Here is a 16,968-nt window from a genome sequence, read left to right on the forward strand (position 1 = left end):
CAAGAAGCGTAAAAAAACTACCGAATCATAACCTTCGGTAGTTTTTTTATCCCCTTCCCTCTTACCGGGCGGCTCTTTCCCCGGCAACGATCCCCGAGGACCAGGCCCATTGTAGATTAAAGCCCCCACAGTCTCCGTCTATGTCCAAAACCTCTCCGGCAAAGTACAGTCCCGGTACAGTTTTAGACTCCAGGGTATTGGGATGAATTTCCTTTGTTCGGAACCCTCCCGCGGTTACTTGTGAGTCCTTCCAGGATAAGGTTCCACTGGGTTTTAAGCGACAGGCCTTTAACAGCCTTGTCAGTTTTTGTATCTCCTGATCCCCGACTTCGCCACAGGGTTTTTTTAGATTTTCAACACCGATTTCCCTTAGGACCACGGGGATCACTTTTTTATTCAATAAACCGATCAGGCTGAAATCCAAGGGCTTTTCCCCATCTAAACTCACCATCATCCACAGGGTTTCATAAAGTTTCTCCTCGGGGATTTCCGGGAAGAAATCTATCACAATTCCGGGCCTTTCCTCCCTTCCCAGGGATTCTGCGATTCCGCGGCTGAGCTGCAGTACCGGAGGCCCGGAAACACCATAATCCGTAAACAGTATTTCCCCCTTTTCTTCCCTTAAGGTTCGTCCTTTCAGTTCCGAGCGGATCCTTCCCTGGATCTTAACCCCTTTCATGTTTCGAAAACCGGGATTTTCACATTTGATCTGCACCAAAGCGGGAAACACCGGGGTCATGGAATGACCCAAAGCCTTTCCCAGGGCATACCCGGTCCCTGTGGATCCTAATTTCGGTGCGGATTTCCCCCCCGTAGCTAAAATTACCCGGTCCCCCAAAATTTTTTTTCCCGAAGCGGTTTTCAGGGTAAACTCCGGGGCTTTTTTTTCCAGGGAGATCACCGGATCTCCAAGGATTTGTCGGACCCCTAACTTCTCCACTTCATACCGGAGGAGGTCCAAAACGCCGCTGGCCTGATCCGACAGAGGAAAAACCTTCCCACCTTCCTCCACTTTGGTCTCAAGGCCCAGAAGCTGGAAAAAACCCAGGGTTTCCTCCACAGTCACCTGCGACACCACGTACTCCATGAATTCAGGATTTTCCCCATGGTAATGTATTTTATCCGCGGTCATATTTGATAAATTACAACGGCCGTTTCCTGTGGCAAGAATTTTCTTTCCCACTCGGTTAAGCCCTTCGATGAGAGTCACCCTTGCCCCTTTTCTTGCGGCGGAAATCGCCGCGGTTAATCCGCTGGCACCGCCGCCGATAATCAGTACTTCTCTGGGATTCACTGTTCCATCACCGCTTTTCGAACAAGATTCAATGCATGTTTTGCTGCCATATGGCGAATTCGATTTCGATCCCCCAGGAGCCGTTTTTCTTCATGAAACACCCGGTCCCCAAGGACCAAGGCTATGTGTATGGTTCCTACGGGTTTTTTTGCCGTGCCTCCCCCGGGACCGGCGACGCCGGTGATGGCTAGACCCAGGGCGGTTCCTCCTTTTTTCCGGATCCCTTTTGCCATGGCAATGGCGGTTTCCTTGCTTACCGTTCCATGGCTTTTCAAGTTCTCCTTTGAAATCCCCAACAGGGTATTTTTCGATGCCTCACTATAGGTAACAATGGAGAGCGGGAAAATCCTTGAGGCGCCGGGTACATTGGTGATTTTCGCTGCTATCAGCCCTCCGGTACAAGACTCCGCCACACTGATGGTGTATTCTTTCTTTAGCAAGGCCTCCACCACGGCCTCTTCCAGGCTTTCATGATCCGTACCGTAAACATAACTTCCCAGGCGCTCCCGCACTTTCTCTTCTAAGGAACGGATCATAGCATCCGCCTCCTCTTCCCTTCGGGCCCTTGCGGTGATCCGAAGGATAAGCCCCTCTTTCATACAATAGGGGGCAAGGGAGGGATTATCCTGGGCTTCCATAAGATCATCCACCATGGCTTCCATGGTGCTTTCTCCAATGCCGAAAATATTCAGCACCTTGGACTTTACCAGACCTTGACCGTATTTCTTAAGACGGGGGCGTATATGGTTATCAAACATGGGCTGCAGCTCCCGGGGAGGCCCCGGTAGAAGAATCATAATTTTCTCCCCCTCCTCCAGTAAAATCCCCGGAGAGGTGCCATTGGGATTTTCAATAGCCAGGGCCCCTTCCGGTAAATAAGCCTGTTTCCTATTGCTTTTTTCCATGGTTACCTTGATTTGATCAAAAAAACCCTGAATTCCCCTTAGAATTTCTTCATCTAAAATCAGTTTCTTCCCCAGCACGTCCGCCGCAACTTCCCGGGTCAGGTCATCCTTGGTGGGGCCCAATCCTCCGGTAACGATTACTAGATCCGCCCGACCAAGGCTTTCTTCCATACTGCTTTTTAAGCGCTTGGGATTGTCCCCCACCACGGACTGACGATAAACATTAATCCCAAGCTCTGCCAAGCCCTTTGCAATGTACTGGGTATTGGTATTCACAATATCCCCCAGCAAAAGTTCTGTACCTACGGATAAAATCTCTGCATTCATGGATTTGTTCCTTTCTATAATAAATTCTTCACACTAAATTCTTCACGCTTTCAAAAAAAGACTTTCCATTATGGAAAGTCTAGCCTTTCGTTAATGTTTCACAGGAGAAGCCTTTTTCCTGTAACCTTTGTAACGCCTGGCGGTCCCTGTCTAAATCTTTGTATAGGTTAAGATTTTTCATCAGCTCCTCTAAGAAGGAGTATTTCCCAAAGGTATCCGGGTCTAAGGAATAATATACCCACTGAGCTTTTTTATCCCCTCGAATCAATTTCGCATTCTTCAGTTTAATAAGATGCCTTGAAGTGTTGGACTGAGATATCCCTAGAATTTCTTGGATTTCACAGACACATAGGGGTTTTTCCTGAATTAAATGCAGGACCCGAACCCGGGTATCATCCCCCAGAGCTTTTAGGATTTCCACAATTTCCATATTACCGTCTCCTCATTGAGGCAAAGGTTCCTTTGCCTGTTATTGTTTTAATTTTATGCTTTCGTAATGCCGTTGTCAACCAATAATCTCCCCTTTTTCCTATAGGGTCCCTTTGCTTTTAGGTAATACCATACTTTTTCATTTTCCGGTAAATCGTTGCCTGTCCGATTCCCAGCGCCTCTGCCGCAGCTTTTGTGTTTTTGTAGTGCCCCAGTGCTTTTTTGATCATTTTTTCTTCCATCGAATCCAACGACAGAATCCCGTCCCCTTCCGGATCCTTTGGGTTATCTCCCAGAATCCGCTGCTGCAAATCCTCCTTATGAATCATCCGGTTCTTTGAAACATTCAGGGCATACTCCATACAATTCTCCAGCTCCCGAACATTTCCCGGCCAGGAATACTCTTTCAATACTTTTTTCGCCTCCAGGGAAAGATGTTTTCCTTCCTTCTCAAAACGCTCTTCATATCTCCTGAGAAATACCTCCGCCAATATTTCAATATCTTCCCTTCGCTCGCGCAGGGGAGGGATTCGAAGAGGCACCACATTCAACCGGTAAAAAAGATCCTCCCGGAATAGTTTTTGTTCCATCAGCTCTTCCAGGTTTTGATTCGTCGCTGCGATTACCCGAACATCCACATATTTGGATTTTATGGATCCCAGGGGCTCAATCACTCCATCCTCTAAAAACCGTAGTAGCTTCACCTGAAGATTCAGGGGCATATCCCCGATCTCATCGAGAAAAATCGTCCCTTCATGGGCCAAAAGAAACTTTCCTTTTTTACCCTTCTTGTTGGCATCGGTGAAGGCTCCCGGTTCATAACCGAAAAGCTCACTCTCCAACAGGGTTTCGGGAATCGATCCGCAGTTAATGGGTATATAGTTTTTCTCCCGCCTAGGACTTGCCAGATGAAGGGCCTTGGCAAACATTTCTTTTCCCGTGCCACTTTCTCCCTGAATCAACACCGTGGAATTTTGTTTTGCCGCCGCTTTCCCGATTTTTATGGTTTCCTGGAGGATTTTACTTTCCCCCACAATGGAATCAAAACCTACAAAAGCCTCTTCCCGATGAACTTCCTGGGCCATCTGATAGATGTCTTTATAGGGACGGAAGCTTAGAATTCCGCCGATATCCGTGCCTTCTTTTCGTACGGGGTTGTAATTGCCGAGAAAAAATCGGGCATCCTTTCCATTTTTTGCCGCCAGAGGTTTGGAAATCAGACGTCCCCCTTTTTTGTTGTTGGAGGTTATGTCTTTTAAGGCTTTCTCGATTCGCTCGAAGTGCCGAAACACCTCGGATAAGGGCTTTCCTTGTAGACCCTTCTCGGATTTACCCAAAAGCTTTTCTGCGTTCTCATTAATAAACAGAATTTCCCCCTTGGCATTTACGCTGATGATCCCTTCATCCACCCCGTTTAAGATGGCTTCCAGCTGAACCTTCTGGATGGAAATTTGATGCTTTGAGTGCTCTTCAATCATTTTACTCTCCAGGAAGTTTGCCATCTTATCAATGAACTTTCGGTAGGCTTCCTGGTTGTCCACCAGTCGCTGTCGCTGGTCGTCGTCAAAGGCAATCAGGCTGATCAGACCTAAAATCTCTCCGTCTACGCTTATGGGGGCGCAGAGATTAGCAAGCTCTAAACACTGATCCCGATAAGAACAGTCCCGACAGGTCATGGATTGCAGTTTGTCCGTCACCGCTTGATCTTTTTTCCCTTCCAGGACTTCCGAGAATACGGAATCCAACGAAACATAGCCTTCGATGGTATCCTTATAGGAACCGGTAACATAGAGGCGCTCTCCTCTCTGGTCGATAATGCTTACCTCAATACCCAGAACCATGGCAATCACTTCCGCAATTTGTTCTACGGTATCCTTAATGGATTGGAGTTTCAGTTTTTTTTCTTCCATTCAGATCCCCTCTTTGCTATGGGTTTTGAGCCACCATCAGTTGCAGTATTAAATCGTCTGCACTTTCCATCCCTTTCGTGCTCAAGGCTCCCAGGTTTTCAATACTTTTCTGCAAAGTTTTTCCCGTAATCCCCTCACTCTCGGAAATGCAGGCTCCCGCCTTTGCCAAAAGCATCATTTCCATAACCCCTCCCACGGAGGTGGAAAGCTTCAGGGCACAGCCGGGCTTTGCCCCGTCACAGATCATCCCCGTAAGATTCCCGATAATGTTTTGAATCCCCTTTTCAATTTCCTCCGTGGACATGTCCATGAATTCCCCCAGGGCCACGGCGCTCCCCACCCCTGCAGCAATTCCGCAACCGCAAAGAGGCGACAGTCTTCCGATCCGGTTTTTCACATAAATGGTCACCATGAAACTCAGGGCCAGCCCCTGAAGCAGGGTCTCTTCTCCAAGGTTTAGCTCCTCGGCCATAACAATGACCGGAAGGGATGCAGCCAAGCCTTGATTGCCGCTACCGGCGCAACTGTATACCGTGTAAGAAGCCCCGGACATACGGGCATCCGATGCCCCAGCGGTAATAGCCTTTGCTTTATTCAGTGCATCTTCTCCGATCTTGCCTTCTTCCATCAAACGGGTTAAGCTGTAGCCAACCCCCATCCCCAGTTTGATCTTTTTGCCTTCATTGCCGATATGGCAGTTTTTCTCGATCACGGGATTTAAAAAGCTCAAGTCCTCCTTTGTAAGCTTTTTTACGGATCCTCTTAGGCCTTCGATATCCAGATCCCGTCGAAGAAACTCCCTAGGCTGCTCTTTTTCCCCTTTGTTTTCCTTTACATAAATCTTATCCCCGTTTTTTTCTTTCAACACCACATTTCCATGGGTTTTTTCGATAATTACCCGGCTATGGCTTTGGTTTCCAAAGGCTTTTACCTCGATAAAAACCTCCGGCTTTTTTTCCAGGTAGTTTACCGTAACCCGGTGTTTATCTAAAAACTCCCGGCCAAGGGTTTCACTTTCCAAGGGGAGATTTTCCAGAACCTCCAACTCTTTATCGGGGTTTCCCAGTAAAGCCCCCAGGACCGCCGCCCAGCGAAGGCCTTTCTTCGTGGTTCCCGGGACAAACACCCCCATACCGTTTTTATACAGATTGGAATTTACCAATATCTTTAACTCCTCTAGGTCTTCCCCGAGAAGTTCCTTGGCCAAGGCTGCCCCATAGGCCACGGCCACCGGCTCCGTACAACCTACCGCCGGTCGGATTTCTTCTTTTAGCATATCGATAATCATTTTTTCCATATGATGCCTCCTAAGGTCTTGGTTTATGGTTTCTCTACTAGTTAACTAGCAATTACCGTGCCAACCATAGACCCCAGGTTTTTCAGTTCTTCTTCACTTATTCTATCATAAAAGCGGGATTTTTACTCAAAAAAATTATCAAAATGATAAGATTTTATCATTTTGATAATTCCCCTTGACACAATTGGTATTTTCCTACTTTTATTAACTGAACTGAAGGCTTGAACCTTCTCATTTTGAGAAAAGCGAAGGTTCAAGCCGGTTTTTTCCTAAATACTAAACCTTGAAATTGATGATTAAAGCGGGATCCAATACCCTAAAGGCAAAGGATTCAGTAATAAATAACCGCACTTTTTCATCGGTATGGGATTCGTATCCGATGGAATAGTCCTGACCAATGGTCATTTCCAGATCTTCATGATCTTCGGGAAGTAAAAAGGCGCCCTGCACCACATGGCTGTGGATCACCTTTCCTTCAATCAGCTCTTCTATCTGCTTAACCAAGGGATAACTATCGGATTCCCGGTTTATTCGTTTCCAGGCTTCGTCTCCCACTACGAGGTTATAGGGCTTTTTCGCAAAAGCATCCTGCAGCATAATCATGCCTTTTGCAAGCATTTCCAGAATGGTTTTCGCATCGTCTCCGAAGGTTAGGGTTTCCTGTTCGCTGGATGCCTTCAGGCCTTTAATCTGTCCTTTGTCATAGCCATTGTAAATCGCCTCTTCTTCAAATACCGCAAGTTTATGAACTGCATTTTCCAGGGCTTCCAGTTCGATATCCTTCGCTCCCCGTACCAGATTGTCCATTTCCCACCGGTCCAGTTCGAAGCTGATTCTAGCTTCCACTAGGGGGGTGGATTTATATATACCGGTTTTCACATCTTTTTCATTATCCACAAGGGCTAAACGACCCTCGGGGACCACGGTGTAGTCCCATCCCTTAGGGCCTTCCACATGAACGGTTTTTCTCGCCGACAGGTGGGATCGTAAAACTTCAACCGCCTGTTCATCTATTTCCTTCCACGCCTCTTCTGTTAAAGGTGCAATGCTTCTCTTTAAAATATCCATATTCTTCCTCCTCCAATGTTATAGTCCGAAGCTTTTACGCTCTTCCCATAATCGTTTTTTATTTTAATTTCCCGATATTAAGGCCTTTGCTGGGAGGCTTTCCTCCACTTTCTTCTGCCCCTTCCTCGGCTTCAATAATCGGCTGATCCGTAAACAAATAGGTTTTTAATTCTTCGTCCCATTTATCCATGTTTCTTCGGAGCCACTCAATGGTCATGCAAGCGTGCTCAATTTCTTCGTCTCTATTGTGGGCCATAATTTGCTGTAATTCTTCGTCTTCGCTGGCTTCCACCCGTTGGTTGTACCAGTCCACCGCTTCTAATTCCTCTCTTAAACTATTAATGGCTCTTGTGATATTTTTTGCTTTTTCGCTTAACAGCTCTACTGGTTCATGATAATTTGACATGCAAAAACCTCCTTTATTTTTATCTCATTTTTATATTTACCCAAGGCTCCAGGAAACTAACAGAGAATTTCTTTGCCCCTCAGCCCATGGAATTCCCGAAAAAAACGAAACAAGCAAAAAAAAAAGACCGAAGTCTTTTTTTTATAATCCCTTTTATAATCCCTAAGGTTTCTTCGAATTTCATTTGGGGTGTTGAGGGTTTCCCGATTTCATCGGCTCTTCCTAGGAAGTTACATACTTTTTTTCCAGTTCATCCACAAGTCTTTCGTATTTTTCCTGAACCCCTTTTTCCCGGGCTTCTTTTTCCAAAATCTCGGTTTCCCGGTTCACCCGCTCTAGGGTTTCTTTAGACAGATTATTTTCTCCGTACTTATAAACCATTCCGTCTTCCTTATCAATGTGGCGCTGTAATAAATGATAGTAGGACATGGCGTGCCCAATCACATCCACCTTTGCTTCCGGATCCCCGTCGATCATTTTTTGGGTCGCCTCTTCCAACTCCCGCATATACAGTCTTCCTAAATCGTGTTCCACCAGCATGCCGTTTCGTACCAGCTTCTCCGCCGTGGCTCCCAGCTCCTCGGTCATAAATTTAAAGAGCAAATCCTCTTCTTTTCCATGATGGTGTTTGTCCGCATAATTTCTGACAAAATCGATCATTCTAAAGACGTCCTGCCCCTCAACCTCTTTTCCGTTGAGGATCCGTAGACAATAGCTTCGAATCACCTGGAGCATCCGTTTAATGGTTTTATGCTCATCGATCATTAATTGAATTCCATCCATATTATCCCTTCTTTCTTCATTTTATCATCGGATTTTATTTTTCTTGGTTCCGTCTTCTTGCCTGGCCTTCTTGGCTTAATCTTCCACCGGTTCAATCTTCTGAAGCATCGGCTCTACCCGAGTAAAGGTAAACTTAGGATTGGCCGCTTCGATAAATCCTTTGCTCCAGGAGTCCCGTAGACGATAGAATATCTTAACGTCGGAGGCCACCGCTTCCCAGTATTTTTCGTGGAGGCATTGATTGGTTTTCCATAGCACTTCGGCCTCTTCCTGCTTCATTACCTCCGTTACCCGGTCACAAGGCATCCCTTCCAGTAGATAGTCGTGAAGCCCTTCAAACAGGTCCGGCGCCGTATCCTTTGCCTGTCCCGATTTTCGAGCCAGTTCCTTACCTACACGGTCCCCTTCCTCCCGAAAGACCTTGTCCAGTTCCATGATATATTCAGAATCCTTTTTCAGGATTTCTGAAATCAAGGCGCTTTGGCGGATTTCCGCCCGGGAAATTTTTTCCTGTAGCCAGCCATGGATATTATCCGTATCAATAATTTCTTCAAGGGAGGCCTCCCCTACCGGCTCTCCGTATTTTTGATAAATCTCCCGGGCGAGGGCTTCCCCTTCCAGGCCCTTTTCTTCCCCCCAGCGGATCACCTCCTGTTCCATCTTTTCAAAGGTTTTAATTTTATTAAATAACCAGTGGTGAATCGGTCCGACAAATAAACTCATTTCAAATCATCCTTTCTTATTCCGTTTCAACTTTTGTTTCAACGTTTTATATTATCGATTAACTACTTCCTATTGTACAGGAGGCATACCGATGATTCTGTGAGCTCCATCACAATTTAAGCGATTAATAAAAAACACCCCTTACATAGGCAGAATGTAGCCTAGGGGTGTCGGTTCATTTCCTGATAAAGGTATTTTCCAAGGATCAGGGTCCCCAGAAGAATCATAAAAAAGGTAATTCCTGCAAAAATAGGTTGATACCGTTGCCATAAATCGAACAGGCCAAAGGCCTCCCCGGCGTACCCTTCTTCCCCGTCACTCTGGAGATTCCCCTGTTCCTGTTGATCTTCCAAGGCTTGGGGTCCGATAATGTCTTCGATGTCCGTACTTTCCTGTAAGCCTTCCGGAAGTCTCAATTCTTCCACAGGATTTTGATAAAAAGCATACCTTCCCAGGACCTCCAGCGTCTCGGGAAGGTTCACGGTTTGTAGTTGATTGTCTCGGAAACCGTTTACGGAAATCTCCCGGAGTCCCGAAGGGAATTCCACTTTTTCCAGTCGATTTCCCATGAAGGCTCCTCGATGAATTTCTTCCAGGCCCCGAAGCAAGAAAAGTTCTGTCAAACGATTATCCCGAAATCCGGAGTTCTCCACAATCCTAAGGCTTCCCGGCAATTCAAGATTTTCGATTTGATTATTGCGAAAAGCAAAGGCCTCCACCCTTTCAACCCCCATGGGAAGTTGCACCTCTTTTAATTGATTGTCTTGAAAGGAAGCTTCTCCAAGAACCTTCAGCCCCTTTGGAAAAACCACCTCCTCGATCCCATTGGATTGGAAGGCCCGGGAAGGGATTCTGTCCAGGCTTCCCTGAAAGGTTACCCCTTTCAACTGGTTATCGATAAAAGCCCGTTCCCCTAACTCCCGTAAACCTTGGGGCAACAACAACTCTTGAAGGTTATTTCCCCGAAAGGCTCCCACACCAATGGATTGGGTGGTTTCCGGGAAGGTTATGCTTTCCAGCTGACTATTATCAAAGGCGAAACTTTCGATTGTTTTGAGTCCTTGGGGAAGGATCAGGCTTTTCACTTTATTCCCCCGAAAAGCCCCGGACCCTATGGTTTCCAACCCTTCTTCAAAGGTCAGTTCCTCTATTTGATTCTTTCGAAAGGCCCAAACTTCAATGTTTCTTAGGGAAGAGGGAAGGTGCAGGCTTTTCAGTTGATTGTTGCCAAAGGCTCCCTCTCCGATGTATTCTATGGTGTCCGGCAGAACCATCTCTTCAATACTGTTGTTGGCAAAGGCATAGGGTTCAATCTCCAAAAGACCCCGAGGAAGCACCACAGACCGTATGCTGTAATTTCGAAAAGCTTCCTCGCCGATCACCGTTACCTTCTTGTCCTTAAGGGTTGCGGGCACTTTCACCGTCTCTTGGGGTTCCCCCTGAAAACCTACAAGTTTCACGGTGCCCTCCTCTAATTCCCTGTATCTAAAGGAAGCTTCGCTTTCTCCGGCAAAGGCCGGGGAAATTCCGGAAACCAAAAGCACACAGATCCCAACAATTATCAAATTGATCATTGCTATTTTGCTTTTCATCACTTGGCTCCCCTTCCTTTCCTTATTACAATCTACACAGTATTTTATCATACTTCCTTGGATCTGGTAAGCTTAGGCTTTCAACTTTTTTGCTTGAAAGTTTGAATTGTTAAACTTTTAAGAGAGGCCCTCAAAAAATTTTAAAATATGATATACTGTTAGTGATTAGGAGAATTTTCTCAAGCCTAAAATATTTTATGGAGGGATTTAGATGAGCAAAAAAGTTGATATTGAATGGAGCAAACTGGGTTTTAGCTATATGAAGACCGACTACCGCTATCTTTCAAAGTGGAAGGACGGCCAGTGGGATGACGGTGCCTTAGTGGAGGATAATGACCTGAGCATCAGCGAAGCCTCCACCGCCCTTCACTATGGCCAACAGTGTTTTGAAGGAATGAAGGCTTATCGGAGAAAAGACGGGAAAATCCAGCTTTTCCGACCTGACCAGAATGCGAAAAGAATCAACAAAAGCTGTGAGCGGATCTTAATGCCTCAAATTCCAGAAGAAAAATTTATCGATGCGGTAAAGCAGGTGGTTAAAGCCAACGAGCACTTTGTACCTCCCTACGGAAGCGGTGCTACCTTATATTTAAGACCCTTTGTTATCGGGGTGGGCCACAATCTCGGTGTTCGACCGGCTCCCGAATATATTTTCTCAATCTTTGCCGTACCCGTGGGCCCTTACTTTAAAGGCGGCCTAAAGCCGGTAAACTTTATGACTTCCCCCTATGACCGGGCGGCAACCTATGGTACCGGAGCTGCAAAGGTAGGCGGAAATTACGCAGGAAGCTTATATCCCAACAAAATAGCCAAGGATAAAGGTTTTGCCGATGCCATCTACCTGGATCCTGCTACCCACACAAAAATTGAAGAGGTTGGAGCTGCCAACTTCTTTGGCATTACCCATGACGACAAATTTATTACCCCGGACTCCCCATCTATCCTGCCAAGCATCACAAAGTATTCTTTGCTCCACGTAGCGAAGGAATACTTAAACCTGGAAGTGGAAGAACGGGACGTACTGGTTGATAACTTAGATGAGTTTAAGGAAGCCGGCGCCTGCGGTACCGCGGCGGTGATCACCCCGATTGGCGGCATCCAGCACAAAGATGACTTCCATGTATTCCACAGTGAAACGGAAGTAGGACCCATCACTCGAAAACTGTATGACACCCTTTACAATATCCAGTTCGGAGACGATGAAGCCCCCGAAGGATGGATTGTAGAAGTAGACTAGATACGGGTTTTAATTTCAATCATGAATCAAAGGATGCATGAGAGTTAGAGAACACGGGTTTTTAAAAAAAGGAAAAGGATCGGAGAGCCTCCGATCCTTTTCCTTTTTTCTATCCACAAAATTCACACACTGAATTGTAGGTCTTACACCTTTTTCAAGGCCTATTTAAACCGGCTGCTTGATTTGTTCCACGTGAAACTGCAGTTTTCCTTCTTCCACATAGATTTCCACTTTTGAGCCTTCCGTGACGATTCCCTTTAAGAACATCTCTGCAATTTCATCCTCAATCAAACGTTGCACCGTTCTTCGAAGGGGTCTGGCTCCATATTTTTGGTCATAGCCTTTTTCAAGGATTAAATCTTTTACTTCCTCGGTTACGCTTAATTCAATATTTTGCTCTAAGGCTTCCCGTCGAACTTCCCAAATCATAAGATCGATGATTTTTTTCAGCTCCGCCTTTGAAAGTTCGGTGAAAACCACAATGTCATCCACACGATTTAAAAATTCTGGGCGGAAGGTTTCTTTCAGTTTATCCCTAACCCGGCTTTCCATGGCTGCATAACCGTTTTGGCTAAATCCGATGGTATTGGCCTTGGCATTGGTGCCTACATTGGAGGTCATCACGATCACCGTATTATCGAAATGAACGGTTCGACCCTGATTATCCGTCAGCCGTCCGTCTTCTAGAATCTGCAACAACATGTTAAATACATCGGGATGGGCCTTTTCAATCTCATCAAGGAGAATCACAGAATAAGGCTTTCGTCGGACTTTTTCCGTCAATTGACCGCCCTGGTCGTAACCTACGTATCCCGGAGGGGCACCAATCAGTTTTGATACGGTGTGCTTTTCCATATACTCCGACATATCGATTCGAATCATGGCTTCTTCATCCCCGAAAAGCTCATGGGCCAGCGTCCTTACGGATTCGGTCTTACCAACCCCGGTAGGTCCTACAAAAATGAAGGACGCCGGTTTTTTAAGTTTTCGAAAGCCTGAACGGTTTCTTCGAATGGTCTTCGCAAGACTGGAAATACCTTTTTCCTGACCGATAACCCGTCGATGCATACGTTCTTCCAGATCCAGAAGCTTTTTCGCTTCCTCCTCCGTGATTTTTTGCACCGGAATTCTGGTCCAGGTTTCAATCACATAGGCAATATCCTCCACGGTGATTTCAATGTTTTCCGTTTCTTTACGGATTTTTTCGATTTTATCCAGCACCATCAATTCCTCGGCTTTGTACTCCGCTGCCTTTTCATAATCATTATGCTCCGCTGCAAACTCTTTTTTCTCCCGAAGGATCTCCAATTCTTCCTCTAGGGCCGCAAGCTCTACCAGTCCTTTGTTTTTCAGATTTGCCCGGGAGCCCGCTTCATCCAGAACATCGATGGCTTTATCCGGAAGATATCGGTCATTAATATAGCGTTCCGATAGTTTTACTGCGGCTTCAATCACAGCCTCGGAAACCTTCACACTGTGATATTTTTCATAGTAATCCTTTACGCCGCTGACGATTTCTATGCTGTCGGAAATATTGGGTTCCTCCACCATTACCGGCTGAAATCTCCGCTCTAAGGCGGCATCCTTTTCGATGTGTTTTCGGTATTCCTCCAAGGTGGTGGCCCCGATAATTTGGATTTCTCCCTTTGCCAGAGATGGTTTTAAAATATTTGCAGCATTCATGACGCCGCCGTGGACTTCCCCCGCCCCCATGATATTATGGACCTCATCAATAACCAATATTACATTTCCCAGATCATTGGCTTCTTTGACGATGGACTTCATTCTTCCTTCAAACTGTCCTCGAAACTGGGTTCCCGCTACGATGGCGGTGAGGTCCAATAAATAAATTTCTGTATTAAACAGCTTTGCCGGGACCTCTTTATCCACAATTCGCACCGCAAGTCCCTCGGCAATGGCGGTTTTTCCCACTCCCGGTTCACCGATTAAAATGGGATTGTTTTTATTTCTTCGATTCAGGATTTGTACCACTCGGTCGATTTCCCGGTGTCTTCCGATAATACGGTCTACTTCCCCATCATTGGCTTTATCCGTAAGATTGCTTCCGTAAAGATCCAGGAATTTCTTTTTCTTTTTAAAGGGATTTCCCATGGTCTTCTCTTTGCTTTTCGATTCCCCCTCGGAATAATTATGAGGATGCTCTTGTTGATTCAAGGGCTTTTCCTTTTCCGGTTTTTTTTCTTCCTTTTTCCTGGAAGGGTCTTTTTTATCGGAGTTCGGTTTGTTGGCGCCGTTTAGTAGCTTCATAAAGGGATTGTTTCCCTCTTCATTGCCCGCATCCTCACCGTCCTCTATATTATCAAACATATGGTTCATCTGTTCGATTAAGCCTTCCACTTCCTCTTCACTCATTCCGGTTTGCTCCATAATTTGATCTACGATGGGCAGACCCATTTTTTTCGCACAGGGAACACAAAGTCCCTTCATGCCCGAATCCTTTTCCTTCATATCCGCGGCAAAAATCACTGCTACATTTTTTTTACATACTGAACATTTTTTCAAGTTGATCATCTCCATATTTATTAAAATAGTAATATCAGTATAACTGATTTTATTTGTTATCGGTTTTAATTTATTAACACCTTCCAGCTTCTTAACTCTATTATAACAAACTTGTCAATGTTAGAAACCGTTTTATCTATTATACTTACCCAAATAAAAAAAATCTACCGGGATTGGTAGACTTTTTTTTAAGGTTTCACGTTTTATTTTAATTGCTGCCTTTTCCATAGTTCTTCCGGCTGCTTCGTCGTCCGCCGCGGTGGCTCGGTCGACCTTTTTTCGAGTTATTCCGATTCTGAGGCTTTTTAGAGCGCATAGGGGATTCAGCGGTCAATACATTTTCCACTTCCTTCGGCGCTTTCGTCGACAATTTCAGAGCCATGGCTAGAACCGTTTCCGCATCGTAGCGTTCTAATAGCTCTTTGGCTACTTTTCTTGCCTCCAATAAATCCGTATCTTCGATTTGATCCACGATTTTTTCTGCCGTAACTTCAAAGCCTTTTTTCGTTAACTGATCAAAACTCGGCATCGATTCTTTTACCACTTCCTTTTTGGTCTTCTCCTCGATCCGGGCTAAGAGTTCCATTTCCTTAGGGGTTACAAAGGTAAAGGCGATTCCCGTTTTTCCCGCTCTTCCCGTTCTTCCTACCCGGTGGACGTAACTTTCGGTATCCTGGGGTAAGTCAAAGTTGAATACATGGGTTACTCCGGTAACATCCAGGCCTCGCGCTGCAACATCCGTTGCAATCAAGAGCTCAATTTTGTTTTGTCGGAATCGCTGAAGCACTTTGCTTCTTTTTTCCTGACGCATATCTCCATGAAGACCTTCTGCTTTAAAGCCGTTGCTTCGAAGGGCTTCCGTCAGTTCATCCACTCGTCTTTTGGTCCGGCCGAAAATAATGGCGGACTCCGGCTGATGCTTAGTCAGTAAGGTGCAAAGCGCATTTAACTTCTCCGCTTCTTTTACCTTTACGTATCGTTGCTCTATGGTATCCACAGTCATCCCCTGGGATTTCACGGCGATGGACTGGGGGTTATTCATAAATCGCTCTCCGATTTTTTTCAATCGATTTGGCATGGTCGCTGAAAACAACATGGTTTGTCGCTCCGTAGGAAGCTCTTTAAAGATGGTTTCAATGTCTTCAATAAAGCCCATGTTCAGCATTTCGTCCCCTTCATCCAGAATGACTACGGACATCTCCTCGAGACGGATGGTCTTTCGACGCATATGATCCATAAATCTTCCCGGGGTAGCCACAATGATTTCCGGATTTCTCTTCAGGGCTTTGATTTGTCGGTCAATGGGCTCTCCCCCATAAATTGCCAGGGCGTTCACCTTTTTAAATTGACTGAGTCGGTTGATTTCCGTTGCCACTTGTATGGCCAGTTCCCTTGTGGGAGCCAAAACCATAGCCTGGGGGTGTTTTCTGTCCGGCAGCATTTTTTCAATGGTGGGAATACCAAAGGCTGCGGTTTTTCCCGTTCCGGTTTGGGCCTGTCCAATAATATCTCGATCCAGTTTTGCATGGGGTATTACCTGGCTTTGTATGTCCGTAGGCTCTACAATCCCCATTTTGTCTAATGCATGTAAAATTTTCTCGTCTACCATAAATTCTTTAAAATTACTCACTTAATCATTCTCCTTTGTTTTTTGATTTTCCACTTTTCCTAGACGGCACTTAAGAGATCTTTTCTAGCCTCTATTTTTTCTATACCTCTAATCAATAGGGAAAATCGCTAACTAAAAGAGATTATCTATCGGCTGACGCCGTTTTATCTGTCAGAGATGCACTTGCCACCCCGACTCCTATTGATATAAGTTCCGTCTTTCTTCAATCCTTGGCGACGGTTTCCCGTAGTGTTTTTACGCCATAAAAAAAGGCAATTCCTTTAATATTAAAGGAATTGGCCTTTAAGGTCTGTCATTTGTAAATAATTATTTTAATAGAATAAAATATCTAGTGATTACAAACGATTCTTCAGATCCTGAATTACAGCTTAGTTACGTTCGCTGCTTGTGGACCTCTGTCGCCTTCAACAATTTCGAATTCAACGTCTTGACCTTCTTCTAAAGTCTTGAATCCTTCAGATTGGATCGCTGAGAAGTGTACAAATACATCGTCTCCTTCTTCTCTTTCGATAAATCCAAATCCTTTTTCTGAGTTAAACCATTTTACTTTTCCTGTCAAATTAATGACCTCCTCTAAATTAAATTCTAAAGCATCATGCAGAAAACGTTTTTAAATCCTAAAACTGAAGTATTTCATTTAGAGTAAGGCTTCTAAAACCGTTTTTCCTCTATCTGCTTTAACTATTACATCATACCACAGGTAAAAATAAAAAGAAAGGGCTTTTTGAATTTAATTTATTTTTTCCAGGGATTTTGTTCTTCTTACAACCCTTTCATTTATTCCAAGGATAGGCCCCTGGCTTTTCACAACTTCAGCAATTCGCTGTTTTACTGATTTTAAGAA

At 45.1% G+C, this 16,968-nt stretch carries 14 protein-coding genes; 1 reads left to right on the plus strand and 13 read right to left on the minus strand.

Annotated features, from left to right (window positions below; all coding sequences use genetic code 11):
- Window positions 1-61: 61 nt before the first annotated feature.
- The 10 genes from ISALK_RS06155 to ISALK_RS06200 all read right to left on the minus strand — a co-directional run bounded on the left by ISALK_RS06155 (window position 62) and on the right by ISALK_RS06200 (window position 10,734).
- Window positions 62-1,294, minus strand: a complete 1,233-nt coding sequence (locus tag ISALK_RS06155; RefSeq protein WP_160720207.1) for a BaiN/RdsA family NAD(P)/FAD-dependent oxidoreductase — start codon at window positions 1,292-1,294, stop codon at window positions 62-64.
- Window positions 1,291-2,526 (minus strand): competence/damage-inducible protein A, encoded by a 1,236-nt coding sequence (locus ISALK_RS06160; RefSeq protein ID WP_160720209.1) that lies wholly within the window; start codon window positions 2,524-2,526, stop codon window positions 1,291-1,293. The genes ISALK_RS06155 and ISALK_RS06160 overlap by 4 nt, the downstream gene beginning before the upstream one ends.
- Window positions 2,527-2,605: 79 nt before the next feature.
- Window positions 2,606-2,956 (minus strand): ArsR/SmtB family transcription factor, encoded by a 351-nt coding sequence (locus ISALK_RS06165; protein WP_160720211.1) that lies wholly within the window; start codon window positions 2,954-2,956, stop codon window positions 2,606-2,608.
- A gap of 118 nt (window positions 2,957-3,074) precedes the next feature.
- Entirely contained in the window at window positions 3,075-4,865 is a 1,791-nt protein-coding gene (locus tag ISALK_RS06170; RefSeq protein WP_160720213.1) for a sigma 54-interacting transcriptional regulator, read from the minus strand.
- Window positions 4,866-4,881: 16 nt separating this feature from the next.
- Entirely contained in the window at window positions 4,882-6,162 is a 1,281-nt protein-coding gene (locus tag ISALK_RS06175; protein WP_160720215.1) for an L-cysteine desulfidase family protein, read from the minus strand.
- Window positions 6,163-6,438: 276 nt separating this feature from the next.
- The gene (locus tag ISALK_RS06180; RefSeq protein ID WP_160720217.1) at window positions 6,439-7,230 is read right to left on the minus strand and encodes a family 1 encapsulin nanocompartment shell protein; all 792 of its coding nucleotides are present in this window, start codon (window positions 7,228-7,230) and stop codon (window positions 6,439-6,441) included.
- A 58-nt stretch (window positions 7,231-7,288) separates the two neighbouring features.
- Complete coding sequence (locus tag ISALK_RS06185; protein WP_160720219.1) at window positions 7,289-7,636, minus strand: encapsulin-associated ferritin-like protein; 348 nt, start codon at window positions 7,634-7,636, stop codon at window positions 7,289-7,291.
- Between the two features lie 222 nt (window positions 7,637-7,858).
- Window positions 7,859-8,419 (minus strand): hemerythrin domain-containing protein, encoded by a 561-nt coding sequence (locus ISALK_RS06190; RefSeq protein WP_160720221.1) that lies wholly within the window; start codon window positions 8,417-8,419, stop codon window positions 7,859-7,861.
- Between the two features lie 75 nt (window positions 8,420-8,494).
- Window positions 8,495-9,142, minus strand: coding sequence for a hypothetical protein (locus ISALK_RS06195; RefSeq protein WP_160720223.1), 648 nt, complete (start codon window positions 9,140-9,142; stop codon window positions 8,495-8,497).
- Between the two features lie 161 nt (window positions 9,143-9,303).
- On the minus strand, window positions 9,304-10,734 hold the full coding sequence (locus ISALK_RS06200) for a leucine-rich repeat domain-containing protein (RefSeq protein WP_160720225.1): 1,431 nt from the start codon (window positions 10,732-10,734) through the stop codon (window positions 9,304-9,306).
- 211 nt (window positions 10,735-10,945) lie between these two features.
- Here ISALK_RS06200 and ISALK_RS06205 point away from each other — a divergent pair, with 211 nt between their 5' ends.
- Window positions 10,946-11,971 carry a branched-chain amino acid aminotransferase gene (locus ISALK_RS06205; protein WP_160720227.1) on the plus strand — a complete coding sequence of 342 codons (1,026 nt, stop codon included), beginning with the start codon at window positions 10,946-10,948 and terminating at the stop codon, window positions 11,969-11,971.
- Between the two features lie 165 nt (window positions 11,972-12,136).
- On the opposite strand, the gene ISALK_RS06210 is transcribed toward ISALK_RS06205, so the two are convergent.
- The 3 genes from ISALK_RS06210 to ISALK_RS06220 all read right to left on the minus strand — a co-directional run bounded on the left by ISALK_RS06210 (window position 12,137) and on the right by ISALK_RS06220 (window position 16,683).
- Window positions 12,137-14,494, minus strand: coding sequence for an ATP-dependent Clp protease ATP-binding subunit (locus tag ISALK_RS06210; RefSeq protein ID WP_160720229.1), 2,358 nt, complete (start codon window positions 14,492-14,494; stop codon window positions 12,137-12,139).
- Between the two features lie 208 nt (window positions 14,495-14,702).
- A complete protein-coding gene (locus ISALK_RS06215) occupies window positions 14,703-16,124 on the minus strand; it encodes a DEAD/DEAH box helicase (RefSeq protein ID WP_160720231.1) in 1,422 nt (473 codons plus the stop codon).
- Window positions 16,125-16,485: 361 nt separating this feature from the next.
- A complete protein-coding gene (locus tag ISALK_RS06220) occupies window positions 16,486-16,683 on the minus strand; it encodes a cold shock domain-containing protein (protein ID WP_160720233.1) in 198 nt (65 codons plus the stop codon).
- Window positions 16,684-16,968: the final 285 nt, after the last annotated feature.

Source organism: Isachenkonia alkalipeptolytica (assembly GCF_009910325.1).
GTDB lineage: Bacteria > Bacillota > Clostridia > Peptostreptococcales > T1SED10-28 > Isachenkonia > Isachenkonia alkalipeptolytica.

Bases quoted from the DNA above. Each gene is read 5' to 3' on its own strand.
- ISALK_RS06200 (WP_160720225.1), bottom strand. From the start codon at position 10,734: ATGAAAAGCAAAATAGCAATGATCAATTTGATAATTGTTGGGATCTGT.
- ISALK_RS06185 (WP_160720219.1), bottom strand. From the start codon at position 7,636: ATGTCAAATTATCATGAACCAGTAGAGCTGTTAAGCGAAAAAGCAAAA.
- ISALK_RS06170 (WP_160720213.1), bottom strand. From the start codon at position 4,865: ATGGAAGAAAAAAAACTGAAACTCCAATCCATTAAGGATACCGTAGAA.
- ISALK_RS06175 (WP_160720215.1), bottom strand. From the start codon at position 6,162: ATGGAAAAAATGATTATCGATATGCTAAAAGAAGAAATCCGACCGGCG.
- ISALK_RS06205 (WP_160720227.1), top strand. From the start codon at position 10,946: ATGAGCAAAAAAGTTGATATTGAATGGAGCAAACTGGGTTTTAGCTAT.
- ISALK_RS06180 (WP_160720217.1), bottom strand. From the start codon at position 7,230: ATGGATATTTTAAAGAGAAGCATTGCACCTTTAACAGAAGAGGCGTGG.
- ISALK_RS06190 (WP_160720221.1), bottom strand. From the start codon at position 8,419: ATGGATGGAATTCAATTAATGATCGATGAGCATAAAACCATTAAACGG.
- ISALK_RS06195 (WP_160720223.1), bottom strand. From the start codon at position 9,142: ATGAGTTTATTTGTCGGACCGATTCACCACTGGTTATTTAATAAAATT.
- ISALK_RS06165 (WP_160720211.1), bottom strand. From the start codon at position 2,956: ATGGAAATTGTGGAAATCCTAAAAGCTCTGGGGGATGATACCCGGGTT.
- ISALK_RS06160 (WP_160720209.1), bottom strand. From the start codon at position 2,526: ATGAATGCAGAGATTTTATCCGTAGGTACAGAACTTTTGCTGGGGGAT.